At 70.8% G+C, this 24,696-nt stretch carries 22 protein-coding genes; 20 read left to right on the top strand and 2 right to left on the bottom strand.

Features of this window, described 5'->3' with window-relative positions; translation table 11 throughout:
* The first annotated feature begins 186 nt into the window (after positions 1-186).
* The 5 genes from AC3WLZ_RS14605 to AC3WLZ_RS14585 are packed head-to-tail and all read left to right on the top strand — an operon-like array spanning position 187 to position 5,678.
* Complete coding sequence (locus AC3WLZ_RS14605) at positions 187-669, top strand: hypothetical protein (protein WP_492470524.1); 483 nt, start codon at positions 187-189, stop codon at positions 667-669.
* Positions 670-671: 2 nt separating this feature from the next.
* Positions 672-866 (top strand): hypothetical protein, encoded by a 195-nt coding sequence (locus AC3WLZ_RS14600; RefSeq protein WP_492470523.1) that lies wholly within the window; start codon positions 672-674, stop codon positions 864-866.
* A gap of 32 nt (positions 867-898) precedes the next feature.
* Entirely contained in the window at positions 899-1,732 is an 834-nt protein-coding gene (locus tag AC3WLZ_RS14595) for a hypothetical protein (RefSeq protein ID WP_412925636.1), read from the top strand.
* Positions 1,729-3,414 carry a ThiF family adenylyltransferase gene (locus AC3WLZ_RS14590; RefSeq protein WP_492470522.1) on the top strand — a complete coding sequence of 562 codons (1,686 nt, stop codon included), beginning with the start codon at positions 1,729-1,731 and terminating at the stop codon, positions 3,412-3,414. The genes AC3WLZ_RS14595 and AC3WLZ_RS14590 overlap by 4 nt, the downstream gene beginning before the upstream one ends.
* 38 nt (positions 3,415-3,452) lie before the next feature.
* Positions 3,453-5,678 carry an ATP-binding protein gene (locus tag AC3WLZ_RS14585; protein WP_492470521.1) on the top strand — a complete coding sequence of 742 codons (2,226 nt, stop codon included), beginning with the start codon at positions 3,453-3,455 and terminating at the stop codon, positions 5,676-5,678.
* A 47-nt stretch (positions 5,679-5,725) separates the two neighbouring features.
* Here the strand turns inward: AC3WLZ_RS14585 and AC3WLZ_RS14580 are convergent, their stop codons facing one another.
* Complete coding sequence (locus AC3WLZ_RS14580; protein WP_492470520.1) at positions 5,726-6,481, bottom strand: SDR family NAD(P)-dependent oxidoreductase; 756 nt, start codon at positions 6,479-6,481, stop codon at positions 5,726-5,728.
* Between the two features lie 57 nt (positions 6,482-6,538).
* Here AC3WLZ_RS14580 and AC3WLZ_RS14575 point away from each other — a divergent pair, with 57 nt between their 5' ends.
* Positions 6,539-7,123, top strand: a complete 585-nt coding sequence (locus tag AC3WLZ_RS14575) for a TetR/AcrR family transcriptional regulator (protein ID WP_492470519.1) — start codon at positions 6,539-6,541, stop codon at positions 7,121-7,123.
* On the opposite strand, the gene AC3WLZ_RS14570 is transcribed toward AC3WLZ_RS14575, so the two are convergent.
* Positions 7,120-8,127: a LacI family DNA-binding transcriptional regulator gene (locus AC3WLZ_RS14570; RefSeq protein ID WP_412925631.1), complete on the bottom strand. Its 1,008-nt coding sequence runs from the start codon at positions 8,125-8,127 to the stop codon at positions 7,120-7,122. The genes AC3WLZ_RS14575 and AC3WLZ_RS14570 overlap by 4 nt on opposite strands.
* Positions 8,128-8,311: 184 nt before the next feature.
* Between AC3WLZ_RS14570 and AC3WLZ_RS14565 the strand changes: the two genes are divergently transcribed.
* From AC3WLZ_RS14565 to AC3WLZ_RS14500, 14 genes are all read left to right on the top strand, one after another.
* A complete protein-coding gene (locus AC3WLZ_RS14565) occupies positions 8,312-9,679 on the top strand; it encodes an ABC transporter substrate-binding protein (protein ID WP_492470518.1) in 1,368 nt (455 codons plus the stop codon).
* A gap of 69 nt (positions 9,680-9,748) precedes the next feature.
* The gene (locus AC3WLZ_RS14560; RefSeq protein ID WP_412925629.1) at positions 9,749-10,696 is read left to right on the top strand and encodes a carbohydrate ABC transporter permease; all 948 of its coding nucleotides are present in this window, start codon (positions 9,749-9,751) and stop codon (positions 10,694-10,696) included.
* A gap of 3 nt (positions 10,697-10,699) precedes the next feature.
* Positions 10,700-11,488, top strand: a complete 789-nt coding sequence (locus AC3WLZ_RS14555; RefSeq protein ID WP_412925628.1) for a carbohydrate ABC transporter permease — start codon at positions 10,700-10,702, stop codon at positions 11,486-11,488.
* Positions 11,485-12,234: an SDR family NAD(P)-dependent oxidoreductase gene (locus tag AC3WLZ_RS14550; RefSeq protein WP_412925627.1), complete on the top strand. Its 750-nt coding sequence runs from the start codon at positions 11,485-11,487 to the stop codon at positions 12,232-12,234. The genes AC3WLZ_RS14555 and AC3WLZ_RS14550 overlap by 4 nt, the downstream gene beginning before the upstream one ends.
* 51 nt (positions 12,235-12,285) lie before the next feature.
* Entirely contained in the window at positions 12,286-13,359 is a 1,074-nt protein-coding gene (locus tag AC3WLZ_RS14545) for a Gfo/Idh/MocA family protein (protein WP_492470517.1), read from the top strand.
* Positions 13,359-13,739, top strand: coding sequence for a tautomerase family protein (locus AC3WLZ_RS14540; RefSeq protein ID WP_128216211.1), 381 nt, complete (start codon positions 13,359-13,361; stop codon positions 13,737-13,739). The genes AC3WLZ_RS14545 and AC3WLZ_RS14540 overlap by 1 nt, the downstream gene beginning before the upstream one ends.
* Positions 13,732-15,003, top strand: a complete 1,272-nt coding sequence (locus tag AC3WLZ_RS14535; protein ID WP_492470516.1) for an endo-1,4-beta-xylanase — start codon at positions 13,732-13,734, stop codon at positions 15,001-15,003. Before AC3WLZ_RS14540 ends, AC3WLZ_RS14535 begins: the two co-directional genes overlap by 8 nt.
* Positions 14,993-16,483, top strand: coding sequence for an aldehyde dehydrogenase (NADP(+)) (locus AC3WLZ_RS14530; RefSeq protein ID WP_492470515.1), 1,491 nt, complete (start codon positions 14,993-14,995; stop codon positions 16,481-16,483). Before AC3WLZ_RS14535 ends, AC3WLZ_RS14530 begins: the two co-directional genes overlap by 11 nt.
* Positions 16,480-18,213 (top strand): IlvD/Edd family dehydratase, encoded by a 1,734-nt coding sequence (locus AC3WLZ_RS14525; RefSeq protein WP_492470514.1) that lies wholly within the window; start codon positions 16,480-16,482, stop codon positions 18,211-18,213. The genes AC3WLZ_RS14530 and AC3WLZ_RS14525 overlap by 4 nt, the downstream gene beginning before the upstream one ends.
* Positions 18,214-18,229: 16 nt before the next feature.
* The gene (locus AC3WLZ_RS14520; RefSeq protein ID WP_492470513.1) at positions 18,230-19,354 is read left to right on the top strand and encodes a zinc-binding dehydrogenase; all 1,125 of its coding nucleotides are present in this window, start codon (positions 18,230-18,232) and stop codon (positions 19,352-19,354) included.
* Entirely contained in the window at positions 19,351-20,103 is a 753-nt protein-coding gene (locus AC3WLZ_RS14515; RefSeq protein ID WP_492470512.1) for an SDR family NAD(P)-dependent oxidoreductase, read from the top strand. The genes AC3WLZ_RS14520 and AC3WLZ_RS14515 overlap by 4 nt, the downstream gene beginning before the upstream one ends.
* Positions 20,090-20,974: an SMP-30/gluconolactonase/LRE family protein gene (locus tag AC3WLZ_RS14510; protein ID WP_492470511.1), complete on the top strand. Its 885-nt coding sequence runs from the start codon at positions 20,090-20,092 to the stop codon at positions 20,972-20,974. The genes AC3WLZ_RS14515 and AC3WLZ_RS14510 overlap by 14 nt, the downstream gene beginning before the upstream one ends.
* Before the next feature lie 242 nt (positions 20,975-21,216).
* Positions 21,217-22,296, top strand: coding sequence for a LacI family DNA-binding transcriptional regulator (locus AC3WLZ_RS14505; RefSeq protein WP_492470510.1), 1,080 nt, complete (start codon positions 21,217-21,219; stop codon positions 22,294-22,296).
* A complete protein-coding gene (locus tag AC3WLZ_RS14500; RefSeq protein ID WP_492470509.1) occupies positions 22,293-24,548 on the top strand; it encodes a family 78 glycoside hydrolase catalytic domain in 2,256 nt (751 codons plus the stop codon). The genes AC3WLZ_RS14505 and AC3WLZ_RS14500 overlap by 4 nt, the downstream gene beginning before the upstream one ends.
* Positions 24,549-24,696: the final 148 nt, after the last annotated feature.

Genomic DNA, 24,696 nt, shown 5'->3' with positions numbered 1-24,696 from the left:
GCTGCTGAGGGGGCGGGCATTCTCCATTTCGGAGGGTTCCCCGGGCCTCCAGGTGTCAGAAATCCCGTCGGCGGGGGCCGCGTCCGGAGCGGCCGGAGCCCGGTCGGCTTCGGCCGCATTCCGTGTACCGATCCCCGGCGGCGCACGTCTTGCGTGTGTCATCGACGGGGATCGGTAGAGCGAAGCGTGAGCATTCTCGACCAGTTCCGCGATCAGCCCGCGCGGCGCCCGACGCTCGCCGACGTCGCACAGGCGCGCTCGCGCGCGGCGGCCGCTCTCACCCGTCGGACGCGCATCTTCTTCTGGGTCGTGCTCGTCGTTGCGGCGGCTGCGGCGATCGCGGAGTTCGTCACCCTCCCGACGCTGCTGAGTACCGCGGCCACCGCGGAGGGTCTGGGCGCCGTGCCGGCCGCGATTCTCCTGTGGCCCGTGCCCGCCCTCCAGCCGGCGGTGCTCTCGGCATCCGCCGTCGCCCTGGTCGTGCTCGCGGCGAGGACCGGAGGTTTCGCCCGGGCGGATGTCGTGCAGTCACGCACGCTGGTCGCCGTCGCGATCGCGGGGATGGTCGCCGTCCTTCCCGCGGTGGTCATCATCGCCGCCGTCGTGGCGGCGGCGGCGCTCGTCATCACCGCCATCGTCGCCATCGCCCTGGCCATCGCCGAAGGGTGAACGTGAAAGAGCAATCGAAGCCCCGGGCGATCGCCGCGGTCCCGTCGGAGACCAAGAAGGACTCGGGCGCCGAGATCGTGCGCTCCGCCGTGGAGGCGGCCCCGGGATCGGATCCTCTCGTGATGGGCGCGATCGAACTCGATGTTCAGGGCCCGCCCCTCGTGGCGGCGTTCCACCTCGTCCACGGGCACTACTGACCACCCACCCCACCGCGAAGAAGGAGTCCCTCATGACCGACGACGACGGCGTCCTGACGCTGATCGAAGTGCGCGACGGCAAACCCGTCCGCTGGGCGCCCGCGCCCGAACCCATGCCCCCGGTCGACGCGGCGCTCGTCGGCGCCCCGCCCACCGGCCGCGGTGTCGTCGCCGTCCGCGCCGACGCCCACCTCCCCGTCGCGCGCCCCGGCGCCGACCTCGTCGTGCGTCCCTCGGGCGTCATCACGGCGGTCGCCGACGAGGCCGACCCCACCCCGGTGTCGACGGTGCCGCGCCAGCGGATGGCGGCATCCGGATGGCAGGAGGTCTTCGACCAGGTGCGCGACCTCGAATCGGGAAACGGTCCCGACCTCGGGGTGCGACCGGGTGGCGCGATCACCAAGCACGAGGGGAGCACCTCCGAGCCGGTGAGCGTCGTGCCCTCGGTGCGCATGGCCGCTCAGCCGGGCGCCGTCACGAGCGATGACGTGTGGGAGGTGTCGCGCCTCGACCCCGACAACGTGGAGAACTGGCGTCCGGTGCGCTCGTCGAACGGCGAGTTCAGCGGCTGGCTGTTCGACATGCAGCCGCCCTTTCCGGGCGAGCGCTTCACGTTCCTCGCCTTCCGCAACCCCTCGCGCGGCAACCTGTGGGACATCGCGTCCATCGCGCCGAACGTGGACTCCCGGTTCGGCCACGCCGACCACGTCATCCGCACCCGCGTCGGCGGGCGCGAGATGCCGATCCTCTGCGGCCCCGCGGGCCAGCCGAGTCGTACCCTCACCGAGGTCCGCGGTGTCGCCGCGAAATGGATGTACTACACGTCCGCCCGGATGGCGGGCCACAACCCGGGATTCTCGCTGTGAGCGCCCGGACGCTCGCCGCGCCGGTGCGCTTCAGCGACGGCGTCATCGCCGAGCTCGTCACGCACATCGCGTCCGTTCCGCCCGAACGCGGCGCCGTGCTCCTGGGCATGGCCGACCTGGTGACCCTCGCCGTCCACGACGGTTTCGGTGACTACGGCCCCGCCCACTGGGACATCAGCCCGGAGATCAATGAGACCGTCCAGCGACTGGAGCGCGCGGGCGCGGGTCAGTTCCTGGGCACCGTGCACAGTCACCCCCGTGGCGTCGTCGACCCCTCGGGGACCGACATCGCCTCGACGGCGGAGACGCTGCGCCTCAACCCCCACATCGGCTCCCTCATCGTGGCCATCATCACTCGGGGCGAGCCCGGCGCAGGCCAGCTTTCGATCGGTGTCGACCACCGGATGTCGCTGCATCGCGTGCACCTCGAGGGCGGCCGCCCCGTCGTCGTGCGCATCACCGGGTCGGTCGTCGACCTGGTGGCGCCGCTCGCCGACGTCGGCATCCGCGTCGACAGTGGAGTGTCCGCGGGAGACGGGCTCGAGCGCGACGCGCCGTACCCGCGCACCGGACGGTACCGGGGTCGAGAGAGCGTCTTCCTGCAGGCCGGGCCCGAGCGGGTGCTGGTGGTGCCTGCGGCGTACCCGCTGGCCGGTCCCGTCCGGGTCGAGGCGGGGGCTCAGGGTCCTCGCATCCTCCCGTCGCCCTGGGACCCGGCCACGCCGCCGGCGCCCCAACTGCGGGCGCTGGCGGGCGGAGTGTCGTCGATCGACCGCGGCGAGCGGCTGCACCGTGCGCTCCCGCTCGTGGGCGACCTCGCGCAGCAGCATGTCGTGGTCGCGGGGCTGGGCTCGGTGGGCAGTCGGATCGCCGAGGACCTCGTCCGCGCCGGCGTCGGACGCCTGACGCTCATCGACCCCGAGGAGGTCGAGGCCGCCAATCTCTCGCGCAGCGTCTACGTGGCGCGCGACGTGGGGCTCGCCAAGTCGGCGGCTCTCGCGCGTCGCCTCGAGGAGGTCGCCCCGGATGCCGTGGTGCGGCAGGTGCCGCAGACCCTGGGGGAGACCGACCTCGGTGCGCTCGTCCGGGACGCCACGCTCGTCATCGGTGCCACGGATGACATGCGCGAGCAGTTCCTGCTCGCCCACCACGCCTACGCCGCCGGCATCCCGATGGTCTGCTGCGCGATGTACGCCGGGGCGCGCGCCGGCGAGATCGTGATCGCTCTCCCGTCGGCGGATTCCGCGTGCGTGTCCTGCGCCCTCGGCAACGGGGCGACCACCGACATGCACCGGCCCGCGAAGGACTATGGCCTCGGCGGACGGCTGGTCGCCGAGCCCGGACTCGGTGCGTCGATCCAACTGGTCGCGTCGGCGGCGAGTCTCGTGGCCCTCGGCATCCTCGCCGGACCGGAGGGCGCACTGGCACCGCTCGTGGCGGAATCCGTCGGACGTGGGCGCACGCTCGGGATGCTCGCGACCCACCCCGCGTGGGACTTCTTCCCCGACGTCGTCGGCGGTCCCACCCAGGTCGCCCCGCAGAGCGTCTGGGTGAAGGTCGAACGCGACCCGGCGTGCGTGGTCTGCGGCGATCTGGCAGCCCGTGTGGCGCCGGCGAGCCCGGGGTTCTGGGAAGGGCTCGAAGAAGCCCTGGCCGTCGGTGACGGGGCGACGGCTCCGTGATCGGCGGAGCACCCGTCGCCCGCAGGAACCGACTCATCGTGCGCTCACTGTGGCGCGACGATCTCCCCGAGGCGCGCGCCGCCACGGCCGAACGCGCCCTTCTGCGGACCATCGGGGAGTGGCCCGCGGGAGCCGGGATCGACGTCGTGGCTCGATCGACGACGGGCTCCCGCGTGGAGGTGGATGTCGTCGCCCTGGGTGACGTTCCTGCCGAATGGCAGGCCGACGTCGCCCTGGCACTGGGTGGCATCGGCACGGTCGCCGCGACGGCACGCCCGCGACGACCGCTCGAACCGTCGATCGTCGCGGAACTCGTCCGGGACCGGGCAGACGTCCGCGCCGCGCCGGAGGGCTCCGTCACCGCGCCCTCCTGGCCGCGCGGGGAACGGGAGGGTGCCACCCCGTTGCTGGAGGCCCTGAGGGAGATCGACGGGGGATTCGTGCGGATGCTGGTCGCAGCCGCCGGCCCCCTCGAACGTTCGATGCTCGACGACGACTTGTTCGGCCCCGGCGGCACCCCCGCGGAGATCGCCGCGATCGAGGCGTATCGAGGCACGCCGGTCCTCGCGCGCGCGTTCATCGGGATCGCAGGCTGCGCCCGGGGCGTCGGGGCCGGCTTCGCGCCCCTGCGCGCAGCCGTGCGCAGCTGGGGCATCGGCCTTCGCCTCGCGGATGCCGAAGGTCCCCGCTTCGACGAGGCCGCCTCGGTCAACGTGCGGGGTGCCGTGCGCCCCGAGGGATGGGGTCTCGCGTTGCTCCGGCTTCCCGCGTCCGGCCGGGCGCCGATCCTCGCGATGCCGACGAGCCCTCGCCCCGTGCCCGACCGGCCCATCGACGTGGCCGGCGTGCCGCGCCGCTCGGTGGCATCCATCGATCTGGGAACCGCACGCGTGGCCGGTGCCGGCACGACCCGTGTGCGGGTCGCCGTGGACGACCTGCTGCGGCACGCCTTCGTCGAGGGTCGCAGCGGTGCGGGGAAGACGACGCTGCTCAGCCGGATGGCCCTGGAGCTCGCCGTTCAGGGCGTGGGATTCACGCTGCTGGAGCACCACGGCTCCGGCGTCGACGAGGTCTTGCGTGCTCTTCCGGACGAGCAGTCGGGACGCGTGCGCGTGGTCCGCCACGGTGACCTCCTCGTGCCCGCCCCTCTCAACCTGCTGGCCGAACCCGATCCCGACGCGCGGGAGCAGGCCGTGTCGGAGTTCGTCGAACTCGTGCAGTCGATGTTCGACCCACGGGGCGAGGGGATCGTCGGTCCCCGGTGGCGACGCTGGTTCGGCCTGCTCGTCGACGGGGTGTGCGCGTGGTTCGGCCCCCGCGCGACTCTCCTGCACGTCCTGGCGGTCGCCTCCGACCTGTCGCGTGTGAACGCGCTCGCCGCGCGTCTGGCTTCGACCGAGCCCGAACTGTCCCACCGCCTCCGATCGGAGATCGGCATGCTTCGGGGCGAGGAGGCCGTCAACGTGACGTCGTGGGCCCTGTCGAAATTCCAGCCGTTGGTCGGCCAACGGGCGATGCGTGAGATCGTCGGACGCGCCGAGGACTGCGTCGATGTCGTCCAGGTCATGGACGATGCGGTCCCCCTGCTCGTCGACCTCGCCGGGCCCACCCTGGGTACCGCCTCGGCGCGCACCCTGGGCGCGCTCTGGCTGCTGAAGCACCTGGTCGCCCTCGGGCGACGCCGCGATCGGCGGCCGCACATCCTTCTCGTCGACGAGGCCCACCTCTACACCTTCGGGGCGCTGCCGACCCTGCTCGCCGAGGCGCGCAAGTTCGGTGTGGGCGTCATCGTCGCGACCCAGAGTTTCGACTCGCTCACCCCGGCCATGCAGGTCGCGGTGGAGGCGAACGTCGGTTCGACCTTCTCTTTCCGGCTGGGGCTCCACGCGGCGCCACGGTCGTCGATTCGTCTGGCGGGATGGCCGGTCGACGAGCTCGTCCGGCTGCCGGACCGGAGCACGGCGACGTCGCTCAGCCGGGCCGGGGTGCAACAGGACCCGTTCCTCCTCCGAGTGGCCCGGTCGGGAGGGCGAGGTCAAGGCTCTCACGACCGGGTCGAGGCAGCGGACGCGCGCAACGCGCAGCTCCTGCGCGAGATGTCGTCCGCCCCGGCGCCCACCGATCAGGAGGTCGTGCGGGCTCTCCACCCGAGCGAGGACAGCTCGCCGCGCCGAGCCGACCGTGTGCTCGATCGACGCCGCGCGGCCGAGCTGGCCGACCTCGACGAGGAGATCATGGGCGGCCCGGCGTCCGATTCCTTCTGAGGCGGACACCGCACCGGTCGGCTCAGGCGACCCTCCACACCGCGCAGCTAGGCGTGAGTGCTCGACGCGCCCCGCTGGAGAGCGTCGGCGCCGATGCCCCGCATGATCGACCGCGCCAGGCCGGGCACGTACCGCGCCATGGCTTGCATGCTGCGGTTCGATGACCCGAGAAGGTACTCGGAGCGTCGGCCCGCCGCTTCGCGCGCGAACCGCGGCGCCGCCCACGACATGGGGTAGCGCTGGGGACCGATGAGATCCGCACCGTTTTCCATGTGCGGCGGGGAGACGATCGCGATCTCGATGCCCCGACCGCCGAGCTCGAAGCGTGCCGACCGTGCGAACGAGACGAGAGCGGCTTTCGCGGCACTGAAGTTGTCCAGTGACGGGGTGCCGATGTACCCGAGCGTCGATGCCGTGGCGACGAGACGGGTGGCGTGGGCGGCATCCTTATGGCGGGCCAGTGCGCGCGCCACTCGGACGAACCCGAGGTAGTTGACGTCGACCTCGCGGACGAGGTCGGCATCCACTCGCGTGAGGATGCTGCCCTGGTACAGCTGCGACGCCAGGTAGACCACGAGAGCAGGCGTGCCGCGCTCGCGGATCGTGTGATCGATGGTCGCGTCGACCGCGACATCGTCGCTGACATCGAGCGTCGAGACGTGACGGAAGGGGGCGGCGTCGGCGATCACGGATCGTGCGAAGCCGACGACCGGCCGACCGGCATTCGCGTACTGGCGCGCGATCTCGTGGCCGAGGCCTCGTGACCCTCCGATGATCCAGACGTCGCGATCGGGCGTGTTCATGATGATTCTCCTCTAAGATGTTGGCAATGCCCACATCGTAGGGAAGGAATGTTGTCAATGTCAACTTCGGCGCGCCCGTATCACCATGGCGATCTCAGGACCCGGCTGCTCGACGTCGCCGAGGAGCTTCTCGAGGAGGGCGGCGTCGGTGCCCTGAGCTTGCGCGAGGTGGCCCGGCGCGCGGACGTGTCGCACAACGCGCCCTATCGCCACTTCGCGAGCAAGGACGAGTTGCTCGCGGCTCTTGCCGCCTCCGGGTTCGACAAGCTCGCCGCAACCCGCGCCGACATCTCGGACCCGAGCGACGCTCTCGTGGAGAGCGGGCTCGCCTACGTGCGCTTCGCGCTCGAGCACCGGGCCCTGTTCCGCCTCATGTTCTCCGGCGCGACGGGCGGTGAGAGCGACGAGTCCGTCGCGAGCGTCGCGTCAGCCGCCACGGTGATGCGCGGCGCCTTCGGTGACGACACACCGGGTGACGCGCTCATCAGTTCGTGGTCGTTCGTGCACGGACTCGCCGGGCTCCTCCTCGACGATCAGGTGCCCGCCGGCTTGCGAGCCGGGCGTGACGACGAGGCGCTCGTCCGCGACATTCTGACGCTCACCGCGCGAGCGATGGACTCCCGTTCCGGCAACGCGCCCTAGACCGCCCGCGGCGGCGCCGTCGACTCGCGAACGACGAGTTCGGCGGACAGCTGCACGCGGCGGTTGGCGATGGTCTCGCCGCGCGACATGGCCAGAGCCAGGCGGGCCGCCTCGGACGCCATGCCGGCGAGAGGCTGATGGACGGTGGTGAGTTGCGGATTCACCCAGCGGCACAGGTCGACGTCGTCGAAGCCGACGACCGAGAGATCGTCGGGCACGCTCAGTCCGCGCTCGCGGGCCGCCAGGTAGATCCCGTACGCCTGCTCGTCGGAGCCGCTGATGATCGCGGTCGGGCGGTCGGGGGAGTCCAGCAGCTCCCCGCCGAACCGGATGCCGCCCGAGGTGAGCGAATCACCGATCCGCACCAGCGACGGATCAGGCGTGATCCCGCGGCGTCCGAGCGCCGACATGTAGCCGTCGAGCCGGTCCTGATGGCACTCGAGGTTGAGGGGGCCGGTCACGAAACCGATGCGGGTGTGACCGAGGTCGAGGAGGTGGTCGGTGGCATCCCGTGCCCCCGACCAGTCCGCCGCCGACACCGTGACGAAGGACTCGGTATCGGTGCCCACCGGGTCGACGAGAACCACCGGCACGTTCAACCTCGCGAGCTCGTCGCGGCCGACGGGATCGATCTCGGACACGACGATGACGATGCCGTCTGTTCCGCGCCCGGCGACGCGCTGCAGCCACTCGGGGGAGCCGGCCGGTGATCCTTCTGTCGCGGTCACGACAAGATCGGCTCCGGCGCGCGCGGCTTCGGCTTGTGCTCCGCGGAGGAGCTCCGTGGCCCACTGGGTCTCGAGGCTCACGATGACGAAATCGAGCAGGGAAGTTTCGCGGCGGGTCTTGCGACGTTCGTAGCCGCGCTCCTCCAGCAGCTTCTCGATCTCCTCGCGCTTGGGAGCCGAGATGCCCGGTCGTCCGTTGAGCACGCGGGAGACGGTCGGCACGGAGACCCCGGCGACATGAGCGATCTCGGCCAGTGTGGCGGTGCGCTGCGACATGTGCTCCCTCTTCCCGTCCGGCGACCCGCGGGCTCTTGACCCCGATGCGGCGGTGGATCTACTATAACCATTACGCAAGTTGCGCAACAAGTTACTTTCCAGTGTCGGTAAAACTTGCGAGCACACGTGCGCCAAGCAACGGATGCCAGGCGCACCAGACCTGCAGCACTAGAGGAGAAAATCCATGTCAAGGAAGACATCGCCGTGGCGTCGCGTCGGCGCGACGGCCGTCGCAGGAATCGCGCTGCTGTCCCTCGCCGCCTGCTCGGGCGGCGCGTCGGGCGGCAACGACTCGGGATCGGCGACCGAGGGAGACCTGGTCTGGTGGGGGTGGACGCCGGACAAGCCCGTCGCCGACCAGCTGATCGCCGCGTTCAACGAGGAGTACCCCGACATCAAGGTCGAGTTCGTCTCGAAGCCGATCGACAACTACGACTCGGTGATGGGGCCGGCCATCACCTCGGCAGACGGACCCGACATCTTCAACGTCGCGCCCGGCTCGGCCAACGGCGGGGTCGAGACCTTCCAGGCCGGAGCGATCGACCTGGCCCCCGTCGTCGAGGCGGCGCTCGGTGCCGATTGGCGCGACAAGCTGTCGGCATCCGGGGTCGAAGGGCTCGTCGTCGACGACAAGGTCGTCGGGCTCTCGGCCGGATCGGTCTACTCGGGCAGCCTGTGGATCAACAAGGACATGTTCGACGCGCAGGGGCTGACGCCGCCGACGACGCTAGACGAGTGGAAGAAGGTCTGCGCGACCTTCCAGGCCGCGGGCCAGGGCTGCTTCGTCCAGGGCGCAGGGCAATGGGCGTTCGACATGGACACCTTCGAGGCGATCATGGAGAACGTCGAGCCCGGTGCCTACATCGAGGCCTCGACGGGGGAGCGCCCGTACACCGACCCCGCGTTCGTCGAGGGCATGGAGATCTGGAAGTCGCTGTTCGACGACGGCATCATGCAGGACGGCGCCGTCGGTCTCCAGCAGTACCCCGACGCCAGCAACGCCTTCATGTCGGGTCAGTACGCCATGGTCATGATGGGCACCTGGTACACGCAGTACACCGTGCGCGACACGATGGTCGGCGCCATGGAGGCGGCGGGCGTGTCCAACCCCGAACCGTTCACGATGATCCCGATCCAGTTCCCGGACGTCGCCAACACCGGGAACACCGGCAACATGTTCGGCGACGCCGACTACGGTCTCGCGATCAGTGCGCAGTCCGACCAGCAAGCGGCGGCCAAGACCTTCGTCACGTGGCTGACGACGACCGAGGCCGGACAGCAGACCGTGGCCAACACCCTCAATGACATCCCGTCGCTGCTCGGCATCCAGCCCCAGTGGGACGAGATCGACCTCGTCAACCCCGAGGTCCAGCTCGAGGCGCTGAAGCAGTACACGGATGTCGCGGCCTCGTCGTCGCAGCCGCGGTTCGCCACGGTGTCGGCCGACCTGAACTCGGCCTTCCGTGACGCCCTCATCGGTGTCGCCACGGGCGACGTGACCATCGACGACGCCCTCGCCGGTCTGCAGACCGTCGTGGACTCGCAGAAGTAGTACGTGCTGCCACCCCTTCGCGGGCGGGATGTCTCCCGCCCGCGAAGGGGCCGACTCAAGGAAGAGCACATGAGCACCCTCACCGAAACACTCGTGACCGCGGGGCGGTCGCGCCGCAGCGCGCGGCAGGCCCCGCGCACCGGACGCAAGTCCCCCTCCCCGGGCGGCCTCCCCTGGATCCTTCCGGCCCTCGCCCTGGTGGTCGGGATGATCTACTTCTCGATCGGCTACACCGGTTACGTCTCGACGCTCGACTGGAACGGCTTCATCCTCAGCCCGTCGGAGTCCGTCGGCGCCGACAACTACGTCGAGATGTTCGGCGACCCGGTGTTCTGGGGCGCGATCGGGCACACCGCGATCTTCTTCGTCGTGACCTTCACCGCGCAGACCGTGATCGGCTTCGTGTTCGCGGCGATCATGCACTCGCGCATCCATCTCGCGCCGCTGTACAAGGTCATCATCTTCGTCCCCACCGTCCTCGCGCCCGCGACGATGGCCCCCGTCTTCCGCCTGATCTTCGACGCCAACGGTTCGTTCAACGGCATCCTCTCGGCGATCGGCCTCGGCTCGCTCACCCAGCCGTGGCTGGCCGGCAACGTCACGGCCATGGCGGTCGTCATGCTCGTCACGATCTGGCAGTGGACCGGTCTGACGTTCATCCTCTTCTACGCGGCGATGAGTCAGATCGAGCCGGAGATCCTGGAGGCGGCGCGCGTCGACGGCGCCGGCAACATCCGCACGCTCTGGTCGATCGTCTGGCCGATGTGCCGCGGCACCGCGGTCGCCCTCGCGGTGCTCGGTGTGATCGGCGCGCTGAAGACCTTCGACGTGCCGTACCTCGTGACCAAGGCAGGACCCAACCACGCGACCGAGTTCCTCGGCACCTACATCTTCCAGACCATGGTTCAGGAGAAGCACTTCGGGTACGCCGCTGCGATCTCCATCGCCCTGCTCGTGCTGGCGATCGGCGGAGGTCTGCTGATGAACCGGATCAACCGTTCGTCCGAAGGAGCCTGATCCATGTTCGACATCCGCTCCCGGTCCTCGCGGTGGGGCCTGCAGCTCCTGGCCACACTGATCGTGCTGCCCTACCTGTTCCCCCTGATCGCGATGGTGCAGGGGTCGCTCGCCGGCCAGGGTCTCGGCAACTACGGCAAAGTGTTCGCCACCGGCATCGTCCACGTCTACTTCCTGAACAGCATCATCATCGCGGCCTCGACGATCGCCCTCGTGTACGTGTGCACGATGCTGGCCGCGTTCGGTTTCGCGAAACTGCGGATCGCCGGCAAGGAGATCTGGTTCTGGCTCCTGCTCGTCGCGCTGACGATGCCCGAGGCCGTGCTGCTGACACCGCTGTTCGTCACCGCGTCGAGGTTCGACATGTACAACGAACTCATCGCCGTGATCCTGCCGCTCGCGGCCCTGCAGGTGCCCTTCACGGTGCTCCTCGCGCGCAGCTTCTTCAACGGCATCCCGACCGAGCTGATGGAGGCGGGGCGGATCGACGGCGCGAACATCGTCCGGGTGTTCTGGCACATCGTGCTGCCCCTCACCCGGCCGATCGCCGGCGCCGTGGTCGTGCTGACCCTCATCAACAGCTGGAACGCCTACCTGCTGCCCCTGCTGATGCTGAACGACCCGAGCAAGCAGGTGGTGACGCTCCTGCCGACCTTCTTCATGAGCCAATACACCAACGATCAGACCGGCGTGCTCGCGGCGGCCGTCATCACGGCCGTGCCGGTGATCGCGGCCTACCTCCTGCTGCAGCGCTCGTTCGAGCGGGGCCTCGCGGCGGGAGCGCTGAAGTGACCCGCGGGTTGCTCACGGGCCAGGTCGCCGTGGTCACGGCGGGCACGTCCGGGATCGGCCGGGCGATCGTCGAACGCTTCCTCGCCGAGGGCGCCGACGTCGTCACGACCGGCCTCACCGCGGCACGCATCGCCGAGGCACGCGAGGCGTGGGGGACCCGGGCCCGCGTGTTGCAGGCCGACGCCAGCAGCCTCGACGGGCTCGACGAACTCGCCGCCGAGGTGCGCACGATGGGCCGCGGAGTCGATGCGCTGGTCGCCAATGCCGGGCGCGACATCTCGTCGACCCCGATCGCCGACACGGATGCCGCGGCGTTCGACTACGTAAGCGACCTCAACTTCCGCGGAACGTTCTTCACGGCGCAGCGGTTCGCGCCGCTGCTGAACGACCACGCACGCATCGTGCTGGTGTCCTCGATCGCAGGGGCCAACGGCGGGCCCGGCCACGCGGTGTACAACGCGACCAAGGCGGCGGTCCGTTCGCTCGCCCGCACGCTGACGGCGGAGCTGGGGGAGCGCGGCATCCGGGCCAACGCCGTGAGCCCCGGTCCGACCGCGACCGCGGGCTTCGATCAGTTCACCGGCGGCTCCGAGGCCGTGGCGGCCGCCGTCGCCCAGATGGTCCCGCTGCGCCGGATCGGTCGGCCGGAAGAGGTCGCGGCCGCCGTGGCGTTCCTCGCCAGCGCCGAGTCCAGCTTCGTGGCCGGTGTCGACCTCGTCGTCGACGGCGGCATGAGCCAGGTCTGACACCTCCCCCTCCTCGTTCCCCCGTTCATCCCCCAAGTAGAAGGACCCGTCTTGAGCACTCCCCTGAAATTCGCCGTCGTCGGCACCGGCTGGCGCTCCGATTTCCACATCCGCATGGCCGCCACCTCTCCGGATCGCCTGGAGGCCGTCGGTGTGCTGGCCCGGAGCGATGAAGCGGCCGAGCGCATGACCCGGCGGTGGGGCATCCCCGTCGTCCGCACGATCGACGAGATCCTGGCGCTCGAGCCCGACTTCGTGATCGCCTCCGTCTCGTGGCCGTCGATGCCCGGTGTCGTGACGGAGCTCGTCGAGCGTGGGGCCCACGTCCTGGCCGAGACCCCGCCGGCTCCGACGGCGGACGGTCTGCGCGACCTGTGGGCGGCGGTGGGAGCGTCAGGACGCGTCCAGGTCGCCGAGCAGTACATGCTCATGCCGGGGCACGCGGCACGACTCGAGGTCGTGCGCTCGGGGGCCATCGGTCAGCCGACCGCGGTCGAGGTCGCCTCCACGCACCTGTACCACGCGACGTCGATCATGCGGGCGTACCTCGGTGCGGGAATGACGGATGCCGTCGTCTCGGCGCGCACGTTCACCGCTCCGCTGGCCGACCCCCTCACGTTCGACGGGTGGGTCGAGAACCCGCAGCCGCAGCCGCGCACGACGACGATCGGAACGATCGACTTCGGCGACGGCCGGATGGGGCTGTACGACTTCGTCGACAACCAGTGGTGGAACCCCCTGCTGGCCCGGCGGCTCGTCGTCCGTGGATCGCTCGGAGAGATCGTGGACGACGCGGTGACCCGCCTGTCGAGCGAGGGCGTACTGACCTCGCCCATCACGTACCGCCGCACCGGAGTCGACATGAACCTCGAGGGCAATGAGGTCGTCTCGGCTGCGTTCGAGGGGCGCATGGTCTACCGGAACCCCTGGGTGGGCACGCGCCTGTCGGAGGACGACATCGCGGTCGCCTCGTTCCTCGAACTCACCGGGCGCTGGGCGCGCGGCGAGGCCGAGGGCCCCTACTCCCTGGCGGACGCCTGCCAGGACCATCTGCTCGGGCTCGCCATCGAAGAGTCCGCTCGCAACCGCGCCGACGTGCGCGTCACCAAGGAGGTGTGGGCCTGATGCCCCTCATCACGATCGAAGTCTCCGAGACCGTCCCCGTCGAAACGCGCCTCGCGTACGCCGAGGCCGTGCACCAGGGTCTCGCCGAAGGCCTGGGCATGGACATCGAGGACCGTTTCCAGGTGATCCACCCGCTGCCCGCGGATCACATCATCGCCGACCCCCACTACCTCGGCGGCGAGCGTCGCGACGTGCTCTACGTCCGCATCCTCATGGTCAGCATGTACGACGACGAGACCAAGGCTCGGGCGTTCCGCGCTGTCGCGCGCCGCTTGGAGGCGGAGGGTGTGCGGCCCGACGACGTCTTCATCGCGGTGACCGAGAACACGATTCCCGATTGGTACCCGGGCGCCCGCGGGGAGTCCACGCCCGATGCCTGATCTCTCGCAGCGCCGCGTCGGTGGACGCGTGCGCCTCGTCGACCCGTCCGGGCGTCCCCTCGCGGGCGCCCGGGCGCGGGTCGAGCAGACCGCGCACGCTTTCGGGTTCGGCAACATCGGCTTCGACTTCATCGAGTGGATCGCGGGCGCACCCGACATCGAGGGCGCGCGGGAACTCGAGCACTTCGGCGGAGCGCTCGCCCTCGACCCGGAACGCCTCGCGGCCGACTACCTCGCCCTCTTCAACGCGGTCACCCTGCCGTTCTACTGGCGCGGGTACGAGCCCCAGCGGGGGCAGACCGACGAGGTCCGCCTGAAGCGCACCGCCGAGTGGTTCGCCGCGCGCGACGTGCAGATCAAGGGCCACCCGCTCGTGTGGCACACCCTCACGCCATCGTGGCTGTTGGACCTGAGCGACACCGAGGTCGAGGACGTCCTGCGCGACCGCGTCCGCACCGTCGTGGCGGACTTCGCCGGGGTGATCGATCTGTGGGATGCCATCAACGAGGCCGTGATCCTCCCGGTGTTCACCGCGGAAGAGAACGCCGTCACGCGGTTGGCGCAGTCCAAGGGACGCGTCGAGATGGTGAAGCTGGCGTTCGAGTCCGCCCGCGAGGCGAACCCCGACGCCCGTCTCGTCCTCAACGACTTCGATCTGTCGGCCGACTACGAGCGCCTCATCGCGGACTGCCTGGATGCCGGCATCCAGATCGACGCGCTCGGGGTGCAGACCCACATGCACCAGGGGTTCCGCGGCGAGGAGCAGATCGCGCAGATCCTGGAGCGCTTCGCGGCGTTCGGTCTGCCGCTGCAGATGACCGAGACCACGCTGCTCTCGGGCGAGATCATGCCCCCGGAGATCGTCGACCTCAACGACTACATCGTCGACGCCTGGCCGAGCACCCCCGAGGGGGAGGCGCGGCAGGCCGACGAGATCGTGCGCCACTATCGCACGGTGCTCGCCAACCCGGCGGTCGAATCGCTCACCTACTGGGGCATCACCGATCACGGCGCCTGGCTCGGCGCGCCCGCGGGGATCATCCGTGCCGACGGCTCCCGCAAGCCCGCGTACGACGCGCTGCACGCGCTCATCCGCGACGAATGGTGGGTGGCGCCGACCGACCTCGTCGCCGACGCCGACGGCATCGTCGCGATCGACGGGTTCGCGGGCCGCTATCGCGTCTACAGTGGCGCGGCATCCGTGGTCGTCGAGCTGACGGATGCCACTCCGGTCGAGATCGTGGTGGATCCCGATGACCGGTGAGGCGGTCGAAACCCTCCGCGTCGGTGGCGGGGTGAGCGACGTCGTCGCCCTCGCCGCCGACGCGGCGCCGGCTCTCCGCGCCGCGAGCCGCGAGGCTCGGGCCGGGTGGCTGCGGGGCATCGCGGACGCGGTGGATGCCGCGGCGCCCGAGCTCGTCGAGATCGCCGACCGCGAGACGCACTTGGGTTCCGAGCGCTTGCGTGGCGAGGTCGCCCGCACCACCGGGCAGCTGCGCCTGTTCGCCGGGGTGATCGAGGAGGGCTCGTACCTCGAAGCCATCGTCGACGGCGCCGACCTCGCCGCGGTGCCGCCGCGCCCGGAGCTACGTCGCTTGTTGAGGCCGCTGGGGACGGTCGCCGTCTTCTCGGCGTCGAACTTCCCCTTCGCGTTCTCGGTCGCCGGGGGAGACACCGCCGCGGCCCTGGCGGCGGGATGCCCCGTCGTCGTGAAGGGCCACTCCGGCCACCCGGAGCTGTCGCGGGCGACCGCGCGGATCGTGACCGATGCGCTCGCCGCCGCGGGTGCCCCGGCGGGGGCCTTCGGTCTCGTCGAGGGCCGCCAGGCGGGGCTCGATCTCGTGCGGGCGCCGGCCGTCCGTGCCGCGGCCTTCACCGGCTCCCTCGCGGGGGCGCGGGGGCTGATGGATGAGATCGCTCGCCGACCCGATCCGATCCCGTTCTTCGGCGAGCTGGGGAGTACGAACCCGGTCGTGGTCACCCCCGGCGCGGTCGCGGCCCGGGGCGACGCGATCCTCGACGGGCTCGTCGCCTCGTTCACCCTCGGCGGGGGGCAGTTCTGCACGAAGCCGGGACTGGTCTTCGTGCCGCGCGGGACCGCGGACGACCCGCGCCTGCGCGCGCGCGTCGCCGAGCGTCCCGCGTTCACGCTGCTCACCGATCGCATCGCGGAGGCGTTCGGCCCCGGGGTGGATCGTCTGCGTGAGGAGGGGGCGGCGCGCGTCGTCGCGGGCGAGACCTCGGAGGCGTCCGGCCCCGTGCGCGCGGTCGTCGTCGCGACCGACATCGGCACGTTCCGCGAGCGGTCCGACGCGCTCCTGGAGGAGTGCTTCGGCCCCGTCACGGTGCTCGTGGAGTACGACGAGATCGACGAGGTCGTCGCCGCTCTCGCCCTCGTCGGCGGTTCGCTCACGGGCACCCTCCACGCGCAGCCGGGTGAGCCGGTCGACGCCCTCGTCGCGGCCCTGGAAGAGCGCGTCGGACGTGTCGTGTTCGACGGCTGGCCCACGGGCGTCGCCGTGACGTGGAGCCAGCACCACGGGGGTCCGTGGCCCGCGACGACGAACACCTACACCTCGGTGGGGGCCACTTCGATTCGCCGGTTCCTGCGCCCGGTCGCCTACCAGCAGGCACCCGCCGCGGCGCTTCCCCTCGATCTGCGCGACGAGGCCCTGGCGGGCATCCCGCACCGCCGCGACGGCGAGCTCGTGCTGCCGTCCCCGAACAGAGGAACGACCCCATGACCGACGACGCACCCGAGGGCGGCCGGCGCAGCGCCGAGTTCTACGGCGGCGACGACCGCAACGCGTACCTCCATCGCGCGTGGATGCGCCGCGGCGTGCCGGATCACGCCTTCGACGGGCGTCCGAACATCGCGATCGCCAACACCGCGTCGGAGCTCACGCCGTGCAATACGCACCTCGACGAGGTCGCGCAGAGCGTGAAGAACGGCGTGTACGAGGCCGGCGGCATCCCCTACAACCTGCCCATGGTGTCGATCGGCGAGACGACCGTCCGCACCACCGCGATGCTGTGGCGCAACATGGCGGCGATGGCGGCGGAAGAACTCCTCCGCGCGAACCCGGTGGATGCCGTGGTGCTCCTCGGTGGATGCGACAAGACCATCCCCGCCCTCCTCATGGCCGCCGCCTCGGTCGGCATCCCGGCCATCGTCGTGCCCGGCGGGCCGATGCTCAACGGCACGTTCCGCGGGAAGCCCCTCGGGTGCGGGACCGACGTGTGGAAGCTCAGCGAAGAGGTGCGCGCCGGAGGTCTGACCAGTGACGTCTTCCGCTCGACGGAGTCGTCGATGATCCGCAGCCGCGGGCACTGCAACACGATGGGCACCGCCTCGACGATGGCCTTCATGGCCGAGGCGCTGGGCATGACGCTCCCCGGAATCGCCGGCATCCCGGCCCCCGACAGCCGTCTGCTGGAGTACTCGCACGCGACCGGTCGACGCATCGTCGAACTCGCCGGTGAGGGACGGACCCCCGCGGATGTCATGACGAAGGCGTCGTTCCACAACGCGATCGTCGCGCTCGCCGCCATCGGCGGGTCGACCAACGCCGTCGTTCACCTGCTCGCGATCGCGGGGCGCGTGGGCGTCGACCTCACGCTCGACGACTTCGACGCGATCGGTGAGGGCGTACCCCTCCTGGTCAACCTCCAACCCGCGGGCACGTACCTCATGGAGGACCTCTTCCGCGCCGGCGGCTACCTCGCGGTCCTGCGCGAGGTGCGGGATCGGCTCGACCCCACGGCAATCACCGTCGCCGGCCGCCCGTTCGTCGATGAGCTCGACGCGCACGAGGTCTGGGATCGTGCGGTGATCCGCACGGCGGACGAACCCCTGCTGCCGGATGCCGGGATCGTGGTGCTGCGCGGCAACCTCGCTCCGTCGGGAGCGATCATCAAGCCCGCCGCGGCCACTCCGGCACTGCTGCGTCACCGCGGTCCCGCCGTCGTGTTCGACTCCGTCGAAGACATGCGGGCCCGCATCGACGACCCCGACCTCGTGGTCGACGAGGACTCCGTGCTCGTGCTGCGCGGCTGCGGGCCGCGGGGCTACCCCGGCATGCCCGAGGTGGCGAACATGCCCCTTCCGCGGAAGCTCCTCGAGCGCGGGGTGCGCGACATGGTCCGCATCTGCGACGGACGCATGAGCGGGACGGCCTACGGCACCGTCGTGCTGCACGTCGCTCCCGAAGCTGCGGCCGGGGGTCCCCTCGCGTTGGTGCGCGACGGTGACCTGATCGAGCTGGACGTGGCCGGCCGGAGCCTTCGGATGCTGGTCTCCGACGAGGAGCTGGCAGCCCGCGAACCGGCGTCGGCGGCGACCGCCGCATACGCCGCACCGCGCCGCGGGTGGGAGCAGCTCTACGTCGAGCACGTCCAGCAGGCCGACACCGGCGCCGACCTCGATTTCCTCGTCGGGGCGACCGGACCCGCGGTCCTGCGCGAATCCCACTGACCATGAAGGAGCCCCGATGCCGTCCCTGATCCACGCGGCCGTCCTGCGAGAGGTCGGCGAACCCCCGCGGATCGAGCAGATCGAGCTCGCCGACCCCGGTCCGGAGGAGATCCTCGTCGAGATCGAGGCCGCGGGCGTCTGCCACTCCGACCTCCACTACCTCCGGGGAGAGCTGCGGTGCCCGCTCCCCGTCGTGCCGGGACACGAGGGCGCCGGCCGCGTGCGGGCGGTCGGCGAGCGCACCAGCGGCGCGATCCGCGTCGGCGACCGGGTCGCCCTGCTGTGGCGTCCGAACTGCGGGCGCTGTCGCCAGTGCATGGTCGGCGCCCCCATCATGTGTGAGATGGGAGCCGTCCAGGCCCAGTCCGGCGGCCTCCTCGACGGCACGACGCGCATGAGCGACACCGACGGCCCCGTGCACCACCTGCTCGGGGCGTCGAGCTTCGCCGAGCGGGTCGTGGTGCATGAGCGCAGCGTCGTGCCCGTGCCGGACGACATCCCCGCGGAGATCGCCGCGATCGCGGGGTGCGCCGTGATCACCGGTGTCGGGGTCGCGCGCAACGTCATCGGGCGGTGCCTGGGCGACCCGGTCGTCGTGATCGGTGCGGGCGGTGTGGGGCTGGCGGCCATCATGGGGGCGAAGCTCTCGGGCGCGTACCCGCTCATCGCCGTCGACGTCGACGAGGACAAGCTGGCGCTCGCCCGTCGCCTCGGGGCGACGCACACCGTGCTCGCGGGGGAGGGCGACCCGGTCGACGACGTGCTCGCGATCGCCCCCGGCGGGGTGGCGTGGGCCATCGAGGCCGTCGGACGGCCGCGAACCCTCACCACCGCGGTCCGGATGCTCCGGCCGCTCGGCACCGCGGTCGCGGTCGGACTCGGCGCCGTCGGTCAGACCTTCGACGTCCCGATCAACGAGCTGGTGCAGCGGCAGAAGAAGATCGTCGGCTCGCTGTACGGCTCCTCGGTCCCGGCGCTCGACCTCCCCGCGATCTTCGAGCTGTACCGAGCGGGGCTCCTCCCGCTGGACGAGCTCATCGGCATCCGCTACCCGCTCGACGGGGTGAACGAGGCGTTCGGCGCCCTCGCCGCCGGCGCGGTCGGGCGCGCGGTCATCCTTCCGGGCGGTGTTCCGGCATGACGTACGCGAGCTACCCGAGCCTCGCCGGACGCGTCGCCGTCGTGAGCGGGGGAGCGACCGGCCTCGGCGAGGAGATCGTCCGCCAGCTCGTCGCGCAGGGCGCCCGCGTCGGGTTCGTCGACATCGACGTTCCCGCGGCGGAGGCGCTCGCCGCCGAGCTCGGCGGGGCCGCACGGTTCCTCACGTGCGACGTGCGTGACATCCCCGCGCTCGAAGGCGCCATCTCACGTTTCGCCGACGAGCTCGGCCCCGTGCAGATCCTCGTCAACAACGCCGCGCACGACCTGCGCCACACGATCGACGAGCTCGACGTGGCGTACTGGGACGACCGCCAGGCGGTGAACCTCCGTCACCACTTCTTCGCCGCGCGAGCCGTGGCCCCGCTGATGCGGGCGGCCGGGGGCGGCTCGATCATCAACATGGGGTCGATCAGCGCGCACATCGATCTGCAAGATCTGGTCGGCTACATCACGGCGAAGGCGGGCATCGAGGGACTCACGCGCACGCTCGCCCGCGAGTTCGGCCCCGATCGCATCCGCGTGAACTGCGTCATCCCTGGCTGGGTCATGACGGCGCGACAGGTGCGCGACTGGGTGACGCCCGAGGCCGAGGAGCACATCCGGCGCAGCCAGAGCCTGGAGGACAAGCTGTACCCGGCCGACGTCGCGCGCATGGTGCTGTGGCTCGCCGCGGACGACTCGGCCATGTGCACGGCGCAGAAATGGGTGGTCGACGGTGGGTGGCTCTGATCTGACTCGTCCGGCCGGAGTCCGCTGGATCGGCGACCCCGCGGTCGACCACGGCGAGGGCGCCTTCTGGGATGCCGCGACGCGCACGCTGCGACACGTCGACATGCTCGCTGGCGACCTCATCACCGTCGCCGGCGAGGTGGCATCCGTCGATCGCACGCACATCGCGGACGTCTTGAGCGTGATCCGGCGTCGTCGTGACGGCGGGTTCGTCGCCGCGGTCGAGCGCGGCTTCGCGCTGTTCGACGACGACCTCGCCGTCGTGCGGAGGATCCCCGTGTTCGACGACCCCGCGGTGCGCATGAACGAGGGCGCGTGCGACGCGGCGGGGCGCTTGTTCTGCGGTTCGATGGCGTACGACATGCGCCCGGGCGGTGGGCGGGTGTACCGCCTCGACCCCGATCTGAGCGTCCACGTCGCCCTGGAGGGGGTGTCGATCCCGAACGGACTGGTGTGGACGGATGCCGGGACCACGGCGCTCCACGCCGACACGCTGTCCCGCGAGATCAGGGCCTACGACTACGACCCCGATCGCGGCACGTTCGGCGCCTCGCGGGTGTTCGTGCGGATGGAGGACGACGCTCCGGGGTCTCCCGACGGGATGGCCCTCGACGCCGAGGGTGGCCTGTGGGTCGCGATGTGGGGTGGGGCCGCCGTTCACCGCTACGACTCCGACGGGCGACTCGATCAGGTGCTGCCGCTCCCCGTGACGAACCCGACGTCGTGCGCGTTCGGCGACGGCGATCACCCGGTCCTGTACGTCACGACCTCGCGTCAGGGGGTCGCGGCGGGGGCGGAGCCTCTCGCGGGTCGCGTCGCGGCGGTGCCCTCATCCGTACGCGGAGCCCCGGTGTTCGCCTTCGCCGGCTGATCCGTCACGCCTCGACGGCGCGTCGGATCGTGCAGGGGGCCGCGATCTCCGGCGCTCGCTCGACCCGGTTGAACCGGTCCAATTTCCGTGCGATCATCGAGGTCGAATGCACTGCATCGGGCGCTGCGCCTTTAGGGAAATGGGCATGAAGTGCGGGCTGCGCTCTCACTTCTCCTATTGGAGCACTCCAAAAAGTGACCATCACCGATGCGACCATTCGTGACACAGAGGAGCGACGAGGAATGCACACCAAACGCGCGGCGATCACGGACGTCGCAGCGGCGGCAGGCGTGTCCCGTTCCACCGTGTCCAACTACCTGAATCACCCCCACCTCCTCTCCCCGCCGACTCGGGAACGCATCGCGCGAGCCATCGCCGACCTGCGCTTCGTCCCCAGCGATGCAGCCCGCACGATCAGCTCGACAGACACGGGCACGATCGGTTACATCGCGTTCGAGTTCGCGAATCCGTTTTCGGGTGTCATCGCCGACGCGATCGAGCGTCGTGCCTCCGAGGCCGGGCGTACCGTGATGATCGGCAACTCCGCCGGGTCGACGCGACGGCAGGAGGAGTACCTCGACTTGTTCGAGCGCAAGCGAGTCTCCGGGATCATCATCGCCACCTTGGACGATGTCGAACCTCGCCTCGAGGAGATGCGCCGCCGGGGGACGCCGGCCGTCATCACGGGCCGAGGTTCGTCATCCGCCCTCATTGCGTCGGTGTCCGTGGACGATGCGGCCGGCGGGTACGCCGCCGCCCAGCACCTCCTCGACATCGGTCGACGCCGCATCGCCTTCGTCGGGGGCCCGTTCAGCGTGAGACAGGTGAGCGAGCGTTTCGACGGCGCCAGCCGCGCCGTCGAGGAGACGGCGGGGGCGACGCTGACGGCTGTGCGTATCGACGAACGGAGCATGGATGCCGGGTTCGCCGCGGGGGTCGAGCTCGCCACTCGGGGCTCCACGATGCCCGACGGGGTGTTCGCGGTGAACGACCTCGTCGGGCTCGGCGTGGTGCGGGGGCTGGTCTCGTGCGGGGTCGAGGTTCCGCGCGACGTGGCGGTGATCGGCTTCGATGGCGACGACATCGCGGCCGTCGCCGCCATCCCGCTCTCGACGATCAGCACCTCGGGTGATGCGGTCGGCGAGACCGCCGTCGACCTGCTCCTGGCCGAGCTCGGGGTTCCCGTGCGGGAGTTCCCCACACGGCAACGCATCGTCGAACCGACGCTCGTGGTGCGACCGTCGACCGTCGGCGACGCCGCACCGGTCGCTCCGCCCTCCGCCTCCGGCGCTGTCGGCCGTTCGACGACGAGCGTGTCGTGACCGCGGTCTTTATCGCGGCGTCGGAAGAGACGCACGCCCCGCCCCGCTTCCGCCGCGTCGTCGAGCTCGACCGCCCGCGGAGCGAGATCGTGAGCGCCGTTCTGCGCTGGAGCGCCGAGGGCGTCGCGGACGCCTGGATCGGCGAGACACCCGCGAGCGACATGCTCCTCGTCCCCGGCTGGACCGCCTACGAGCGTCGGCTCCGCTACGCCGAGGCCGACGTGGCGGCACTCGTCTCCGAACGCTTCGTGCTCGGGATGCAGCTCGCCGACGGGTGGTATCTCGGGCGTCTGGGCTGGAGCGGGCAGGCGCGGATCTACGGCGATCGCGGGGCGGTGTACGCGTCGCTTCGGGTCGTGTACACCGATGGTCACGTGCAGACGGTCGAGACCGACGCGACATGGGAGTGGAGCGAGGGCCCCGTCCGCAGCGCCGACCTCTACGACGGGCAGTCGATCGACGCCGGTCTCGCGGACGATTGGCTCCGCGCCGAGGGTGGCGCGGCAGGACGGCCCGTCGTCGTCTCGTCGGCGCCCCGCGCAGAGCTCGAGCCCTACCTCGCCCCTCCGGTGCGCCGCGTGGCCACCATCGCTCCGCAGCGCACCTGGACGTCGCCGTCGGGGGAGACCCTCGTGGACTTCGGGCAGAACCTCGTCGGATTCGTCCGCATGCGCGTGTGCGGGCCCCGCGGCGCGGTCGTCGTGGTCCGTCACGCGGAGGTCCTTGAGCACGAGGAGCTCGCCGTCCGGCCGCTGCGCAGCGCGCGGGCGACCGACCGCTTCTTCCTCAGCGGCGGCGACGACGTCTTCGAGCCGACCCTGACCTTCCACGGCTTCCGGTATGCCGGGATCAGCGGCTGGCCGGCATCCGCCCCGCCGATCGAGGAGAGCCTCGAGGCCGTCGTGATCGGGTCGGACATGCACCGCATCGGGGAGTTCTCGTGCTCCGACCCTCTGCTGTCCCGCCTGCACGAGAACGTGGTGTGGAGCATGCGCGGCAACTTCGTCGACGTGCCCACCGACTGCCCCCAGCGCGACGAGCGTCTGGGATGGACGGGCGACATCGCGGTGTTCGCCGAGACGGCCTGCTTCCTGTTCGACACGAACGATTTCCTGTCCGACTGGCTGCGCGACGTGGCCGTCGAACAGGAGCTCGCCGGCGGACGTGTGCCGCACGTGGCGCCGGACATCCTCAAGTACGACCCCGCGTACGGCGGTCTTCCCGCGACCGACACGGCGATCTGGGGGGATGCCGCGGTGTGGGTTCCGTGGGCGGTGTGGCGTGCGTACGGCGACCGCGGGGTCCTCGATCGGCAGTACGCCTCGATGACGGCGCACGCCGACCGCATCGCCGCGCTCCTCTCGCCGACCGGGCTGTGGGACACCGGGTTCCAGTTCGGCGACTGGCTCGATCCGTCCGCCCCGCCCGACAGGCCCGCCGACGCCCGCGCGGATCCCGGCGTGGTCGCGACGGCGTGCGCGTATCGGACGCTCTCGACCGTCGCCCGCACCGCCGAGATCGTCGGCGAGACCGTGGATGCCGCACGGTTCGCCGCTCTCGCCTCTCGGGTCCGCGACGCCTTCCGCGCGCATTACGTGAACGACGGGATCGTCCGCAGCGACTGCGAGACCGTCTACGCTCTCGCGCTCGTCTTCGATCTCCTCGCCGAGGAGGATCGCGAGCGTGCGGGGAACCGCCTAGCGGACCTCGTCGCGGCGTCGGATCACCGCATCTCGACGGGATTCGCGGGCACCCCCTACGTGCTGGACGCGCTGGCCGATTCGGGGCACTCGGACGTCGCCTTCGCTCTCCTGATGCAGACGGAGAGCCCGTCGTGGCTGCGTCCGGTGACACTCGGCGCCACGACGATCTGGGAGCGCTGGGACTCGCTGCTTCCCGACGGAACGGTCAACCCGGGCGAGATGACGAGCTTCAACCACTACGCCCTCGGAGCCGTCGCCGACTTCCTGCATCGCCGCATTGCCGGCATCGCGCCACTGGCCCCGGGCTACCGCGAGATCTCCATCGCCCCGCTCATCGGCGGCGGTCTGACGTGGGCCGAGTCCTCGCTCGAATCACCGCACGGGACGATTCGCGTGCGCTGGGAGCTCGACGGCGACACGGTGCGCCTCGAGGCCGACGTCCCGCGCGACTGCACCGCCGTCATCGATGTCCCCGGGAGGGGCGCCATCCTCGTCGGCGCCGGTCATCACTCGGTGATCGGCGCCGTCGGATCCGCCCACCAGCACTGATCCCGGTCAACCAATCGACGAAACGTCGAGGTCTCGGCGATCTTCGACATTCGCCGAAGACACACCTCGACCTCGTCCCATAGGGTGACTGCACGTCGCGCCGCGGAGTGCCCGCGGTGATGACGTGACGACCGGATCGAGGAGCCCC

This window comes from Microbacterium sp. FW305-3-2-15-F-LB2 (genome assembly GCF_058787255.1).
Note: the sequence above shows the minus strand (reverse complement) of the source record. Positions and strands in the feature narration are given on the sequence as shown.